We start from the raw sequence: 14076 nt of genomic DNA, 5'->3' as shown, positions 1-14076 counted from the left end.
CGTCAGACCCGGCGGTGCGTGCGGGGTGCGCACCTATACTTTGGCGCCAACCGCAGCAGATAAATGATTCAACAGGGAGTGAATACGTGGAAGAAGCACCTTGCATCAGTCAGATCGCCAGCTTGCTCGCCGAGCCTAAACGTACGGCCATGCTCTGGGCCTTGATGGACGGTTCCGTGAAATCTTCAGAGGAGTTGGCGCTGCTCACCGGGTTGTCCGCCGCGTCGGCCAACGCCCATTTGGCTCGGCTGACCGCAAGCGGCCTGCTGCTCACCGAGGCCCGACGCGGCAAGCGCCTGTTTCGTGTGGCGGCCGCCGATGTGAGTGCCGCCATCGACGCGCTGGCCAGTACCACCATGGCCAGCGCTGCCCGTAGCCGCCCCGCTGTTTCGCCACCGGCGTTGGTGGCACCGCCGTTGTTGCGCCGTGCCCGGTTGTGCCATGGGCACCTCGGCGGGGAGTTGGCGGCGGGGTTGTATCAGCGCATGTTGGCGGCGGGTTGGATTGAGCGTCACGAACAACGTATCGAAGTCACGGTCAAGGGCGCGCAATGCCTGGCAGACCTGGGTATTTTTACTCAGGCGCTGGCGTCGCCGCTGGTCTGCGACTGTTTCGACTGGAGCCAGCCACAACCCCACTTGGGTGGCGCCTTGGGCGTGGGGCTGCTGCAACTGTTCCTGCAGTCGAACTGGATCAGTGTGATCAACGAGTTTCGGGCCTTGTTAGTGAACGACGTCGGGCTTGCACACATCCTGTCGATCGCGGCGCCCGAGCAACCCTGACGCCCGTCGGCCGGCGTCGTTCAGGGTTTCGACCAGGTCGCATCCAGCAATAACCCGCGCCAATGATGCCGCACACTGACCGAGGGGATTTTCACACTGGGGGTGCGGCATGGGTTTACAGGGCTATAGCGCGGCGGAGCGTCTGGAACGGTTGCCCATCAGCGGCTACCACCGAATCATCTTTATCATTATCGCCCTGGCGTTTTTCTTCGACTCCATGGACTTGGCGATGATGACCTTCCTGTTAGGTTCCATCAAAACCGAGTTTGGCCTGAGCACGGCCCAGGCCGGGTTACTGGCCAGTTCGAGCTTTTTCGGCATGGTGGTCGGCGCTTCGTTGTCGGGCATGTTGGCTGATCGCTTTGGCCGTAAGCCGGTGTTCCAGTGGAGCATCGTGTTATGGGGCATTGCCAGCTACCTGTGTTCCACGGCGCAGACGCTGGAGATGCTGACGTTGTTTCGTATCTTGCTGGGGATCGGCATGGGCATGGAGTTCCCGATTGCCCAGTCGATGCTGTCGGAACTGATTCCGGCCAAGGGGCGTGGTCGGTACATTGCGTTGATGGATGGCTTCTGGCCGCTGGGGTTTGTGGCGGCGGGTGTGCTGTCTTACTTCCTGCTGCCGGTGATTGGCTGGCGTGACATCTTCCTGGTGCTGGCGGTGCCGGCGGTGTTTGTATTGGCGATTCGGTTTTTTATCCCGGAGTCGCCGCGCTGGCTGGAGCAGGCCGGGCGGCATGCGGCTGCCGACCAGGTCTTGCAGGGTATCGAACAGAAGGTGCGTGCTTCATTGGGCCGCGTCGATTTGCCGGAGCCGATCCGCCTGCCACGGGTGGAAGGCACGCCGGGGACGTTTTTTTCGGCATTCCAGCAATTGTGGTCGGCGCAGTATCGCCAGCGCACGATGATGATCTGGTGCGTCTGGTTCTTTGCCTTGCTCGGTTTTTACGGCCTGACTTCGTGGCTGAGTGCATTGCTGCAGCAGTCAGGTTTTGCGGTGACCCAGTCGGTGTATTACACCGTGATCATTTCCCTGGGTGGCATCCCCGGGTTCCTGATGGCCGCCTGGTTGGTGGAGCGCTGGGGGCGTAAGCCGGTGTGCGTGGTGACCTTGCTCGGCGGCGGGGTGATGGCGTTTGTGTATGGGCAGAGCGCGGTGTTCGGCGGCAATGTCGGTTTGCTGATCACCTCGGGTTTATTGATGCAGTTCTTTCTGTTTGGCATGTGGGCGGTGCTGTACACCTACACGCCGGAGTTGTATCCCACCTCGGCACGGGCGACCGGCTCGGGGTTCGCCTCGGCGATTGGTCGGGTCGGCTCATTGCTGGGGCCGTTGGTGACGGGGTTGGTGTTCCCGGTTACCGGGCAGGGCGGGGTGTTTGCCTTGGGCGCGCTGTGCTTTGCAGTGGCGGCACTAGTGGTGTGGGTATTCGGGATGGAGACGAAGGGCAAGACTCTGGAAGAACTGACGCAAGCCTGAAGTTGACGAGCACAGTGTGAGAGGGGGTCAGCCCCCCTCTCACCTGTCGAGCTGCATTTATTGCGTTATGGCTTTACCAGGCGCGCATCCAGGCTGTTCTGCGCCAGGCGCTTGGCCTGGTCCTGGGTCATGTCCAGCGAGGTGTACAGCGCGTGGAAGTTCTCGGTGACATAACCGCCGAAGTACGCCGGGTCATCCGAGTTCACCGTCACCTTCACGCCACGCTCAAGCATGTCGAGGATGTTGTGCTGGGCCATGTCGTCGAACACGCACAGTTTGGTGTTGGACAGCGGGCACACGGTCAATGGGATCTGCTCGTCGATGATGCGCTGCATCAGGCGCTCGTCTTCGATGGCCCGCACGCCATGGTCGATACGCTGGATTTTCAGCAGGTCGATGGCTTCCCAGATGTACTCGGGCGGGCCTTCTTCACCCGCGTGGGCCACGGTGAGGAAGCCTTCGTGGCGGGCACGGTCGAACACGCGCTGGAACTTGCTCGGCGGGTGACCCATCTCCGAACTGTCCAGGCCCACAGCCACGAATGCATCACGGAACGGCAGGGCCTGGTCGAGGGTTTTCTCGGCCTCGGCTTCGCTCAGGTGGCGCAGGAAACTCAAGATCAAACCGCTGGTGATCCCCAGTTGCTGCTCGCCATCTTTCAGTGCGGCGGCGATGCCGTTGAGCACCACTTCGAACGGCACACCACGGTCGGTATGAGTTTGCGGGTCGAAGAAGGGTTCGGTGTGGATCACGTTCTGTGCTTTGCAGCGCAGCAGGTAGGCCCAGGTCAGGTCGTAGAAGTCCTGGGAGGTGCGCAGCACGTCGGCGCCCTTGTAATACAGGTCGAGAAATTCCTGCAGGTTGTTGAAGGCGTAAGCCTTGCGCAGGGTTTCGACGTCGTTCCACGGCAGCGCAATCTTGTTGCGCTCGGCCAGGGCGAACAGCAACTCAGGCTCCAGCGAGCCTTCCAGGTGCAGGTGCAGTTCAGCCTTGGGCAGGGCGTTGAGCCAATCGTACATGTCTAGTTTCTCATCAGGTGCAATGGCGGCATTCTACAGGCCATGGACGAAATATTTGGCAAAACCTGACCAGCAGGAGAGTTTTGCTTGGTTCACGCGAGAGCAGCGTGAACTAAGGTGTAACGAAACGTTAGCGATGTGCCGTAGTCTGTACCCCATCAATGACTGATTAGCTGTTTGATAAGGCCCGGAATGCTCACATCCCTCAAGCAAGAAAAATTCATGCTCCTGGCGCTGGTTGCCGCCATCGCCGCCTACCCGCTGGAGCACTGGATGCTCCACAGCGGACAAATGGTCGCGTTGCTCGCCGGCCTGGCGCTGATCGTTTTTATCGTGATGGCTTCGATGCGCGTGGCCCATCACGCCGAACAATTGGCGGAAAAGGTCGGCGACCCCTACGGCACCATGATCCTGACCCTGGCCGCCGTGCTGGTGGAAGTGGTGATCCTGGCGATCATGATGAGCAATGAGCCGTCGCCCACCCTGGTGCGCGACACCATCTATTCGGCGGTGATGCTCGATATCAACGGCATCCTCGGCCTGGCCGCGCTGATGGGCGGTATCAAGCATGGGGAACAGTCCTACAATGACGATTCGGCGCGCACCTACAGCGTGATGATCCTCACCGCCATGGGGGTGTCGATGGTGGTGCCGGAATTTATCCCTGAAGCTGACTGGAAAATCTACTCGGCGTTTACCATCGGTGCGATGGTGTTGCTCTACACCTTGTTCCTGCGCATGCAGGTGGGGCCGCACAGTTATTTCTTCAGCTACAGCTACCCGGAAAAGCGTCGTAAGAAACAGCCGGAAGAACACCAGGAGCCGCCGATCAACCTGGCGTTTTCCATCGCGACGTTGGTGTTTGGGGTGATTGTGATTGGCGCATTGGCCGAGGTGATGTCCAAGACCCTCGACCTGGGCCTGGAAGGCACGGGCGCGCCGCCGGTGATTACGGCGATCGTGGTCGCGGCCATTTCGGCCGCACCGGAAATCCTCACCGCGTTGCGCGCCGCCTTGGCCAACCGCATGCAGTCGGTGGTGAACATCGCGTTGGGCGCTTCGTTATCGACGGTGATCCTGACCGTGCCGGTGATGGAGGCCATGGCGCTCTACACCGGCCAGCCGTTTCAGATGGCGATGACGCCGGTGCAAACGGTGATGGTGTTTATCACGCTGATCGTCAGCGCGATCAACCTCAACGATGGCGAAACCAACGCCATCGAAGGGATGACCCATTTCGTGTTGTTCGCGACCTTTATCATGTTGTCGCTGTTGGGTTTGTAATCAGCCGGCGATCAACTGCCGTGCCGCCTGGGTGTGATCGGCAATCAAGCCTTTCAGATCCAGGCCCTCGACCTGGCCGTCGATGACCCGCCATTGGCCGCCGACCATGACCCGATCCGCACGATCCGCGCCGCACAACAGCAGCGCCGAGATCGGGTCGTGGCTGCCGGAAAAACGCAGTTCATCGAGCTTGAACAGCGCCAGGTCGGCCTGCTTCCCGACCGCCAACTCACCGATATCCGTACGCCCAAGCAATTGCGCCGAGCCTTTGGTGGCCCAGCCCAGCACGCCTTCAGGGGTGATTTTTTCCGCACCATAACGCAGGCGTTGGATATACAGGGCCTGACGGGCCTCAAGGATCATGTTCGACGCATCGTTGGACGCAGAACCGTCCACGCCCAGGCCAATGGGCGCGCCGGCGGCGAGCAGGTCCAGGGTGGGGCAGATACCCGAGGCCAGGCGCATATTCGAACTGGGGCAATGGCAAATACCGGTGCCGGCGGCACCCAGGCGTGCGATCTCGTCGGGGTTGAAATGGATGCCGTGGGCCAGCCACGTGCGCGGGCCGAGCCAACCGACACTGTCGAGATAGTCCACGGTGCGCAGGCCGAAACGTTGCAGGCAGAAGTCTTCTTCATCGAGGGTTTCCGCCAGGTGCGTATGCAGGCGGACGTCGAGCGTGTCGGCCAGTTCGGCGCTGGCTTGCATGATTTGCGGGGTGACGGAAAACGGCGAGCAGGGCGCCAGGGCTATCTGGATCTGCGCGCCCTCGCCACGCTCGTGGTAGGTGTGGATCAGGCGTTGGCTGTCTTCGAGAATCACTTGGCCTTGTTGGACGGTCTGCTGCGGTGGCAGCCCACCGTCGGCTTCGCCCAGGCTCATGGAGCCGCGGGTCAGCATGGCGCGCATCCCCAGTTCACGCACGCTCTGCACTTGCACGTCGATGGCGTTTTCCAGGCCGTCGGGGAACAGGTAGTGGTGATCCGCTGCCGTGGTGCAGCCCGAGAGCAGCAATTCGGCCAGCGCCACCTTGGACGCCAGCGCGAGTTTTTCCGGGGTCAGTCGCGCCCAGACCGGGTAGAGGGTTTTCAGCCACGGGAACAACGGCTGGTTGACCACGGGCGCCCAGGCGCGGGTCAGGGTCTGGTAGAAGTGGTGGTGGGTGTTGATCAACCCGGGAAGAACGACATGTTCGCGAGCATCGAACACCTGTGCACAGGGCTGCGCGGGTTCTTGCCCTGGGGCCAGCAGTTCGGCAATCACGCCGTCTTGCAGCACCAGGCCGCCACGGGCGTCGAGGCCGTTGGCAGTGAAAATTGCGAGGGGGTTTTTTAACCAGATACGGGTCGCAGGCATTGGCCGGCTCCTCTGAATGATGGGTTCAGGTTTGCCAGCTCAGTGTTGCCCTGTCTGCTGATCCAGGGTCGCCGGTGAAGGCGAGGGGGCAGTCTACGCGTGGGGCGTTATCGACCGCAATCGATCGATAACGCTCCACAGGGTTTACCAGGCGATGGTATCGCCCTTGTAGTCGATGAAGTGATGGCCGCCTTTGCCGGTGTAGGCGTTCACCTGGTCCACCAGGCCGCGTACGCTGGTGTCGACATCGATGTGCGCTTCTTCCCCGCCCATGTCGGTCTTCACCCAGCCCGGGTGCAGCGACAGCACGGTGAGCTTGTGATCGCCGAGTTGAGTGATGAAGCTGTTGGTCATGGAGTTGAGCGCGGCTTTGCTGGCCTTGTACAGCGCCAGGTCCGAGCCGTCGGGAATGGTCACGCTGCCCAGCACCGAACTCATGAACGCCAATACGCCACTGTCCTGACGGATCCGCCCCACGAAGCGTTGGGCCAGGTTGATCGGCGCCACCGCGTTGGTGAAGAACAATTGGCCGACTTCCGCCAGTGTGGCGTGGCCCGGCTCCTGATTGGCCGGGCCCTTGACGCCGGCATTGACGAACAGCAGGTCGAAAGTGCGGTCCTTGAGGCGCTGGCTCAAGGCGATCACGGCTTGTTGATCATCCATATCCAGCTTCTCGATATGCACCGGGCCCAATGCTTTCAGGGCATCGGCCTTGTTCGGATCACGCACGGTGGCGGTCACGTCCCAGCCGTCCTGAAGCAATTGCTTGACCAGGCCAAGGCCCAGCCCGCGCGAGGCGCCGATGATCAATGCGGTTTTTGGCGTAGACATGAAGGCTTCCTTTGGAGTCGCGGTTCAGTGAATTCGGCTGACCACATTACCCCAGGCTTGGGCAAATGGGGTCAAGTGTTGTTGAGCAAAAAACGAACAGTGCTCGCAACCCCTTGTGACAGAAGGGTTACAGACCGATGTGCTCAGGTTATCCACAGGCAGGTGCACAGTACATGTGGGCAGTTTCAACGTTGTAGCAGGATGCGCCCACGGCTGAGGTCGGCGAGTTGGGTTTGCAGGGTATCGATGTGAGCCTCGCCCAGTGCGAGTTGTAGTTCGACGCCATTGGCGGTGAAGTGTTCGTCCACCACCAAGCCGCCCAGTTCGGCGACGCGTAGTTTCACCAGGTTCAACTCGGAGAACCCGCAGGCACAGCTCAGCGGTACACGGCTGATCAGTTCGATACGCTCGGCATTCTGCAGGCATTTGTTCGCGCCACCCCCATAGGCACGGGCCAAACCGCCCGTACCCAGCTGGATACCGCCGTACCAGCGAATCACCAGCACGGCGACCTGATCAAACCCCTGGGCTTCGATAGCCGCCAGGATCGGCCGCCCGGCCGTGCCGCCTGGTTCGCCATCGTCATTGCTACGGTACTGATCGGCGAGCTTCCAGGCCCAACAGTTGTGCGTGGCGTTGAGGTCGCTGTGTTGCTCGAAGAACGCCTGGGCGTCCTGCGGGCTGGTGATCGGCGCGGCGAGAGTGATGAAGCGGCTTTTGCGGATTTCTTCACGAAATTCGCAAAGGCCGGTGAGCGTGAAAGGCATAAGTCGCTTCGTTCAGAGGGCCGGCTTGATGCCACAGCCTTTGAGAATGATATGGATCAGGTTGGTACCGGCGTCTTCCATATCCTGTTTGGTCAGCTTGGTACGGCCGGTGACGCGGCAGATTTGCGTTGCGAAGTCGGCATAGTGCTGGGTGCTGCCCCATAGCAGGAAGATCAGGTGCACGGGGTCGATGGGGTCCATCTTGCCAGCCTCGATCCAGGCCTGGAACACCGCCGCCCGGCCGCTGAACCAGGCGCGGTAGTCTTGGCTGAAGTATTCGGTCAGGCATTCACCGCCGCTGATGATCTCCATGGCGAAGATCCGCGAAGCTTGTGGGTGTCGCCGGGAAAACTCCATCTTGGTGCGGATGTAGCGGGTAAGGGCCACCGCTGGGTCGTCCTCGGCGGTCAGCGCGTTGAAGGTGCTGTCCCACAGTTCGAGGATGTTGCTGAGCACGGCGATATACAGGCCCAGTTTGTTGGTGAAGTAGTAATGCAGGTTGGCCTTGGGCAGCCCGGCACTCGAGGCGATGGTGTTCATGCTGGTGCCTTTGTAGCCGTGGCGCGCGAACTCATCTTCAGCTGCTTGAAGAATCGCTTGTTCGTTCTTTTGTCGAATGCGGCTGGCGGGCTTGCCGGCGTGGTGGCTGTGGGCAGGAACTTCGAGGCTCATGGAGGTTTCCGTGCTGATCGATAGAGGCGACGTGTGCACAGATAACCCACCCTCAAGCCTCAGACAAGTCCCGATGCAATAAAACCCTTAAAGCGGTTACAGCGTGTCGCTTTGCGCCGTGTGATTTGCGGCAATGTGCGTGGCTTTGGCTTCGGGCAATAACAGGCACAACAGGATGGCGGTCAGGCCGCCGCTGGTGATGGCCGAGTCGAACAGGTTCTGCACCAGGGGTGGCATCAAATGCAGCAGGTTGGGTTGGGCGGCGATACCCAGGCCCACGCCAAACGAGGTGGCGATGATCAGCATGCTGCGCCGGTCCAGCGGCGCCTGGGCGAGGATGCGCACGCCGGCGGCGGCCACGCTGCCGAACATCACCAGGGTTGCACCGCCCAGCACCGGCTTGGGGATTTGCTGCAGGATGGCACCCACCAGCGGAAACAAACCGAGACAGAACAGCAAGACGCCTATGTATAAACCGACGTAGCGGCTGGCCACGCCGGTGAGCTGGATGACGCCGTTGTTCTGCGCAAAGGTGGTGTTGGGAAAGGCGCTGAACGTGGCGGCGATCATGCAACTGACACCATCGCCCAGGACGCCGCCCTTGAGTCGGCTTATGTAAGAAGGGCCGCTGATAGGTTGACGGGCAATCATGCAATTGGCGGTGAGGTCGCCAACGGTTTCGATGCTGCTGATCAGGTAAATCAGCGCGATCGGCAGGAAAGCGCTCCAGTCGAAATTGAAACCAAAGCGAAACGGGATCGGCAAGCTGATTACGGGCAAGTCGGGCAGGGCTTGAGGGACCAGTTTGCCGCTCAGCCACGCCGCAAGGCTGCCGAGGGCCAGGCCGATGATGATCGCCGAGAGACGCACCCACGGCGTGTTCGAGCGATTGAGCAGGATGATCGTCAGTACCACGAACAGGCCCAGGGCCAGATTGCCGGGAGCGCCGAAGTCCGGCGCGTTGAAACCTCCGCCCAGGTCGGTGATGCCCACTTTGATCAGGCTGATGCCGATCAGCGTGATGACAATCCCGGTCACCAACGGCGTGATTACCCGGCGCAACTGGCCGATGAAACGGCTCAACAGAATCTGCACCGCGGCGCCGAAAAAGCACACGCCGAAGATCATCGCCATGATGTCCTCCGGGCTGCCGCCGCGTTGTTTGACCAGGAAACCCGCCGACAGCACCGCACCGAGAAACGCAAAACTGGTGCCTTGCAGGCAGATCATGCCGGCGCCTATCCCAAACGGCCTACGCGCCTGGATGAAGGTCCCTACACCGGAGACCATGAGCGCCATGCTGATCAGGTAGGGCAAATGGGCGGTCAGGCCCAATGTGGAACCGATGATCAGCGGCGGGGTAATGATGCCGACGAAGGCGGCCAGCACGTGTTGCAAGGCGGCCAGGCAGGCGGCGGCGGGTTTTGGCCGGTCGTTGAGGCCGTAGATCAGGTCATTGGTGTTGGCGGAATCTGGTGGCATGGCGGGCAAACTCAAGGCGGACGGTTCAAGGTCCTGGCTCTCTTGCAAAAAGCTGTCCAGTTGCTCAGCTTTTTTGTGCGAGGCCCGAGTTAGCGCGTTGCGGCCAGGCTTTCGAGGAAGCTTTCGAGCACCAAATGAGGGCGCCGGCCCTTGCGCGTGACCGATGCCAGGCTTAAATCGTAAAAGCGTGTAGCCGGTTTCAGCGCACGTAGTCGGCCTTGTTGTACCCAGAGGCTGGCGTAGTGGTCGGGCAGATAACCGATGTAACGCCCGGTGAGGATCAGGAACGCCATGCCTTCGCGGTCCGATGCGCTGGCGGTGCAGTTGAGGGCCTGATAATGGGCCTGGATCTCGGCGGGCAGGCGGAAGGTGGGGGCGATGGCGTCCTGGCTGTCGATGCGGGCGTCGTCCAGCAGCGTGTCGTCGGCATAAAACAGCGGGTGGCCGACCGCGCAGTAAAGCAGCGACCGTTCGCTGTACAGCGGTTGGTATTCAAGCCCCGAGAGGGCGCTGGCCTGGGGGACTACGCCGACATGCAGGCGGCCGTCGAGCACGCCTTGTTCGACCTCATTGGGCGCGATCATGCGGATCTGGATCTGCACGTCCGGGCCGCGTTCTTTCAACTGCGCCAGGGCATGGGTGATGCGCATGTGCGGCAGGGTGACCAGGTTGTCGGTGAGACCGATGATCAGCTCGCCGCGCAAATGCTGGTGCAGGCCGTTGACCTCGGTGCGGAAACTTTCCAGGGCACTCAAAAGTTGCAGGGCCGACTGATAAACCTCGCGGCCTTCTTCCGTCAGGGAAAAACCGGCACGTCCGCGCTGGCACAACCTCAAGCCGAGGCGTTGCTCCAGGTCGCTCATTTGTTGGCTGATGGCTGAGCGCCCAATGCCCAGCACGGTTTCAGCTGCCGAGAAGCCACCGCATTCCACCACGCTGCGAAAAATGCGCAGCAGGCGAATATCGAAGTCGCTGACTTGGGCCAGGGGATCGGGGCGACGGCTGCTCATAGTTTAGTAAAAGCCTGACTGAAGGTTAGAAGAGTTGGATTTCACCGACTTTATCGCCGTGGCAACTTAGCTGCAACCTGTGCTTTCCAATCCCGACGCTGCCTTTTGCCCTGCGAGGTTTTGCTGATGAACATGCCCGAAAACGCCCCTTCGTCCCTGGCCAGCCAACTGAAGTTGGATGCCCACTGGATGCCTTACACCGCCAACCGTAACTTCCAGCGTGACCCGCGCCTGATCGTGGCTGCCGAAGGCAGTTGGTTGACCGATGACAAGGGCCGCAAGGTGTACGACTCGTTGTCGGGCTTGTGGACCTGCGGCGCAGGGCACACCCGCAAGGAGATTCAGGAGGCGGTCGCCAAGCAATTGAGTACCCTTGATTACTCCCCAGGCTTCCAATATGGTCATCCACTGTCCTTTCAGTTGGCGGAAAAGATCACCGATCTGACCCCGGGCAACCTGAACCACGTGTTCTTCACCGACTCCGGCTCCGAGTGTGCCGATACGGCGGTGAAGATGGTGCGCGCCTACTGGCGCCTGAAGGGCCAGGCGACCAAGACCAAGATGATCGGCCGCGCCCGTGGCTATCACGGTGTGAACATCGCCGGCACCAGCCTGGGTGGTGTCAACGGCAACCGTAAGATGTTTGGCCAGGCAATGATGGATGTTGACCATCTGCCGCACACCTTGCTGGCGAGCAATGCTTTTTCCCGTGGCATGCCGGAGCAGGGTGGGATTGCGCTGGCCGATGAGCTGCTCAAATTGATCGAGTTGCACGACGCCTCGAACATCGCTGCTGTATTTGTCGAGCCGATGGCTGGCTCCGCTGGCGTACTGGTGCCGCCTCAGGGGTATCTGAAGCGTCTGCGTGAAATCTGTGATCAGCACAACATCCTGTTGGTGTTCGATGAAGTGATCACCGGTTTCGGTCGTACCGGCTCGATGTTCGGTGCGCAGAGCTTTGGAGTGACCCCGGACCTGATGTGCATCGCCAAACAGGTCACCAACGGCGCAATCCCGATGGGCGCAGTGATTGCCAGCAGCGAGATCTATCAGACCTTCATGAATCAGGCGACGCCTGAGTACGCCGTGGAGTTCCCGCACGGCTACACCTACTCGGCGCACCCGGTGGCTTGTGCAGCCGGCCTGGCGGCACTGGACTTGTTGCAGAAGGAAAACCTGGTGCAGAGCGTGGCTGAAGTCGCCCCGCACTTTGAGAATGCGCTGCATGGTTTGAAGGGCAGCAAGAATGTGATCGATATTCGCAACTATGGCCTGGCCGGCGCTATCCAGATTGCCGCGCGTGACGGTGATGCGATCGTGCGTCCATTCGAAGCCGGTATGGCCTTGTGGAAGGCTGGTTTCTATGTGCGCTTTGGCGGGGACACCCTGCAGTTCGGGCCAACCTTCAACAGTAAGCCGCAGGATCTGGATCGCTTGTTCGACGCGGTCGGCGAAGTGCTGAACAAGATCGACTGATTTCTCCTTCTATATAGAACAACGTTTCAGGAGCCTTGCATGAGCCTTATCCAACACTTGATCAACGGTGAACTGGTCAATGACAGCGGTCGTAGCGCCGATGTGTACAACCCGTCTACCGGCCAGGTGATCCACCAAGTGCCATTGGCCAGTCGCGAAACCATTCAACAGGCGATCGACTCGGCCAAGGCTGCGTTTCCGGCCTGGCGTAATACCCCGCCAGCCAGGCGTGCCCAGGTGATGTTTCGTTTCAAGCAATTGCTGGAGCAGAACGAGGCGCGTATCTCGCAGTTGATCAGTGAAGAGCACGGCAAGACTCTGGAGGACGCCGCAGGTGAGCTGAAGCGCGGGATCGAGAACGTCGAGTACGCCTGCTCGGCGCCGGAGATTCTCAAGGGTGAATACAGCCGCAACGTGGGGCCGAACATTGATGCATGGTCGGACTTCCAGCCGCTGGGTGTGGTCGCGGGTATCACCCCGTTCAACTTCCCTGCGATGGTGCCATTGTGGATGTATCCGCTGGCGATCGTCTGCGGTAACTGTTTTATCCTGAAACCGTCGGAGCGTGATCCGAGTTCAACGTTGCTGATCGCGCAACTGCTGCAAGAAGCGGGTCTGCCAAAAGGCGTGCTGAACGTGGTGCACGGGGACAAGGGGGCAGTGGATGCGCTGATCGAAGCACCCGAAGTAAAAGCCCTGAGCTTTGTTGGCTCGACTCCGATTGCCGAGTACATCTATGCCGAAGCCACCAAGCGTGGCAAGCGCGTGCAAGCGCTGGGTGGGGCGAAGAACCATGCGGTTCTGATGCCGGATGCCGATCTGGACAACGCCGTCAGTGCTTTGATGGGAGCGGCGTATGGTTCCTGTGGCGAGCGTTGCATGGCTATCTCGGTGGCCGTATGCGTGGGCGACCAGGTGGCGGACGCGTTGATTGCCAAGTTGGTGCCGCAGGTCAAGGCGCTGAAGATTGGTGCGGGCACTTCTTGTGGCCTGGATATGGGGCCGTTGGTGACAGGCCAGGCACGGGATAAGGTCAGTGGTTATATAGAAGACGGTGTGGCGTCGGGTGCCGAGCTGGTGGTGGATGGTCGTGGCCTGAGTGTTTCCGGGCATGAAGAAGGCTTCTTCCTGGGCGGCAGCCTGTTTGACCGTGTGACCCCCGAGATGCGGATCTATAAAGAAGAGATCTTTGGGCCTGTGTTGTGTGTGGTCCGGGTGAACAGCCTGGAAGCCGCGATGCAACTGATCAACGATCACGAATACGGTAATGGCACCTGCATCTTCACCCGTGACGGGGAAGCAGCACGCTTGTTCTGTGATGAGATTGAAGTGGGTATGGTTGGCGTAAACGTTCCACTGCCGGTGCCGGTGGCCTATCACAGCTTCGGAGGCTGGAAGCGTTCGCTGTTTGGCGACTTGCATGCCTATGGGCCGGACGGGGTGCGTTTCTATACCCGTCGCAAGGCGATCACCCAGCGTTGGCCGCAACGTGCCAGCCATGAAGCGTCGCAGTTTGCCTTCCCTAGTTTGTAAGGTGAACGGAAAGCCGGCCCTTTGGGCCGGCTTTGTGTTTTTGGGGCTTTTTTGGCTGATATGACAGAAATGTGAAAAAAAGCGGTTGACGGCAAATTGTATCTGTCTATAATTCGCCCCACTTCCGGCGCAGTCGAAACTGAAAACTCCTTGGTAAACAAGAAGTTACGAAGATTCAGGCAGCGAATAGCTTCAGTTCATCGAAGCCCAGAAGGAGTTGATAGGGCGGTGTTGTTTGGCTCTATCAACGGTTCGATCTTCTCGGTCGAAAGCGGAGAAAAAGAGGTGTTGACAGCAGCGTGTAACGCTGTAGAATTCGCCTCCCGCTAACGAGAGATCGGAAGCGCAAGTGGTTGAAGTTGTTGAAGAAATCTTCGAAAGCTT

At 60.2% G+C, this 14076-nt stretch carries 12 protein-coding genes; 5 read left to right on the top strand and 7 right to left on the bottom strand.

Going from position 1 to position 14076, the window contains the following annotated elements:
- Window positions 1–86: 86 nt before the first annotated feature.
- Both ACQRBV_RS05830 and ACQRBV_RS05825 read left to right on the top strand, forming a co-directional pair.
- Window positions 87–782, top strand: a complete 696-nt coding sequence (locus ACQRBV_RS05830) for an ArsR/SmtB family transcription factor (protein ID WP_411985125.1) — start codon at window positions 87–89, stop codon at window positions 780–782.
- 109 nt (window positions 783–891) lie between these two features.
- Window positions 892–2262, top strand: coding sequence for an MFS transporter (locus ACQRBV_RS05825; RefSeq protein WP_411985126.1), 1371 nt, complete (start codon window positions 892–894; stop codon window positions 2260–2262).
- Between the two features lie 65 nt (window positions 2263–2327).
- Here the strand turns inward: ACQRBV_RS05825 and ACQRBV_RS05820 are convergent, their stop codons facing one another.
- Window positions 2328–3281: an adenosine deaminase gene (locus ACQRBV_RS05820; RefSeq protein WP_411985127.1), complete on the bottom strand. Its 954-nt coding sequence runs from the start codon at window positions 3279–3281 to the stop codon at window positions 2328–2330.
- Between the two features lie 192 nt (window positions 3282–3473).
- Here ACQRBV_RS05820 and ACQRBV_RS05815 point away from each other — a divergent pair, with 192 nt between their 5' ends.
- Window positions 3474–4565, top strand: coding sequence for a calcium:proton antiporter (locus tag ACQRBV_RS05815; protein ID WP_060755740.1), 1092 nt, complete (start codon window positions 3474–3476; stop codon window positions 4563–4565).
- Here the strand turns inward: ACQRBV_RS05815 and ACQRBV_RS05810 are convergent, their stop codons facing one another.
- The 6 genes from ACQRBV_RS05810 to ACQRBV_RS05785 form a co-directional block, all read right to left on the bottom strand.
- A complete protein-coding gene (locus tag ACQRBV_RS05810; RefSeq protein ID WP_060755741.1) occupies window positions 4566–5921 on the bottom strand; it encodes an 8-oxoguanine deaminase in 1356 nt (451 codons plus the stop codon).
- Window positions 5922–6065: 144 nt separating this feature from the next.
- Entirely contained in the window at window positions 6066–6752 is a 687-nt protein-coding gene (locus tag ACQRBV_RS05805) for an SDR family oxidoreductase (protein ID WP_060755742.1), read from the bottom strand.
- Between the two features lie 185 nt (window positions 6753–6937).
- Complete coding sequence (locus ACQRBV_RS05800; RefSeq protein ID WP_060755743.1) at window positions 6938–7519, bottom strand: IMPACT family protein; 582 nt, start codon at window positions 7517–7519, stop codon at window positions 6938–6940.
- A gap of 12 nt (window positions 7520–7531) precedes the next feature.
- Window positions 7532–8191, bottom strand: coding sequence for a TetR/AcrR family transcriptional regulator (locus ACQRBV_RS05795; RefSeq protein ID WP_060755744.1), 660 nt, complete (start codon window positions 8189–8191; stop codon window positions 7532–7534).
- Window positions 8192–8287: 96 nt separating this feature from the next.
- Complete coding sequence (locus tag ACQRBV_RS05790; RefSeq protein WP_244697380.1) at window positions 8288–9673, bottom strand: uracil-xanthine permease family protein; 1386 nt, start codon at window positions 9671–9673, stop codon at window positions 8288–8290.
- 89 nt (window positions 9674–9762) lie between these two features.
- The gene (locus tag ACQRBV_RS05785; protein WP_060755745.1) at window positions 9763–10683 is read right to left on the bottom strand and encodes a LysR family transcriptional regulator; all 921 of its coding nucleotides are present in this window, start codon (window positions 10681–10683) and stop codon (window positions 9763–9765) included.
- Window positions 10684–10809: 126 nt separating this feature from the next.
- On the opposite strand from ACQRBV_RS05785, the gene ACQRBV_RS05780 reads away from it, so the two are divergent.
- Window positions 10810–12159, top strand: coding sequence for an aspartate aminotransferase family protein (locus tag ACQRBV_RS05780; RefSeq protein WP_060755746.1), 1350 nt, complete (start codon window positions 10810–10812; stop codon window positions 12157–12159).
- 39 nt (window positions 12160–12198) lie between these two features.
- A complete protein-coding gene (locus ACQRBV_RS05775) occupies window positions 12199–13692 on the top strand; it encodes a CoA-acylating methylmalonate-semialdehyde dehydrogenase (RefSeq protein ID WP_060755747.1) in 1494 nt (497 codons plus the stop codon).
- Window positions 13693–14076 lie beyond the last annotated feature (384 nt).

The organism is Pseudomonas sp. R11F (assembly GCF_050312575.1).
GTDB lineage: Bacteria > Pseudomonadota > Gammaproteobacteria > Pseudomonadales > Pseudomonadaceae > Aquipseudomonas > Aquipseudomonas palleroniana.
This window is presented reverse-complemented; position numbering and strand designations above follow the sequence as displayed.

Bases quoted from the DNA above. Each gene is read 5' to 3' on its own strand.
- ACQRBV_RS05825 (WP_411985126.1), top strand. From the start codon at position 892: ATGGGTTTACAGGGCTATAGCGCGGCGGAGCGTCTGGAACGGTTGCCC.
- ACQRBV_RS05820 (WP_411985127.1), bottom strand. From the start codon at position 3,281: ATGTACGATTGGCTCAACGCCCTGCCCAAGGCTGAACTGCACCTGCAC.
- ACQRBV_RS05815 (WP_060755740.1), top strand. From the start codon at position 3,474: ATGCTCACATCCCTCAAGCAAGAAAAATTCATGCTCCTGGCGCTGGTT.
- ACQRBV_RS05810 (WP_060755741.1), bottom strand. From the start codon at position 5,921: ATGCCTGCGACCCGTATCTGGTTAAAAAACCCCCTCGCAATTTTCACT.
- ACQRBV_RS05805 (WP_060755742.1), bottom strand. From the start codon at position 6,752: ATGTCTACGCCAAAAACCGCATTGATCATCGGCGCCTCGCGCGGGCTG.
- ACQRBV_RS05800 (WP_060755743.1), bottom strand. From the start codon at position 7,519: ATGCCTTTCACGCTCACCGGCCTTTGCGAATTTCGTGAAGAAATCCGC.
- ACQRBV_RS05795 (WP_060755744.1), bottom strand. From the start codon at position 8,191: ATGAGCCTCGAAGTTCCTGCCCACAGCCACCACGCCGGCAAGCCCGCC.
- ACQRBV_RS05790 (WP_244697380.1), bottom strand. From the start codon at position 9,673: ATGCCACCAGATTCCGCCAACACCAATGACCTGATCTACGGCCTCAAC.
- ACQRBV_RS05785 (WP_060755745.1), bottom strand. From the start codon at position 10,683: ATGAGCAGCCGTCGCCCCGATCCCCTGGCCCAAGTCAGCGACTTCGAT.
- ACQRBV_RS05780 (WP_060755746.1), top strand. From the start codon at position 10,810: ATGAACATGCCCGAAAACGCCCCTTCGTCCCTGGCCAGCCAACTGAAG.
- ACQRBV_RS05775 (WP_060755747.1), top strand. From the start codon at position 12,199: ATGAGCCTTATCCAACACTTGATCAACGGTGAACTGGTCAATGACAGC.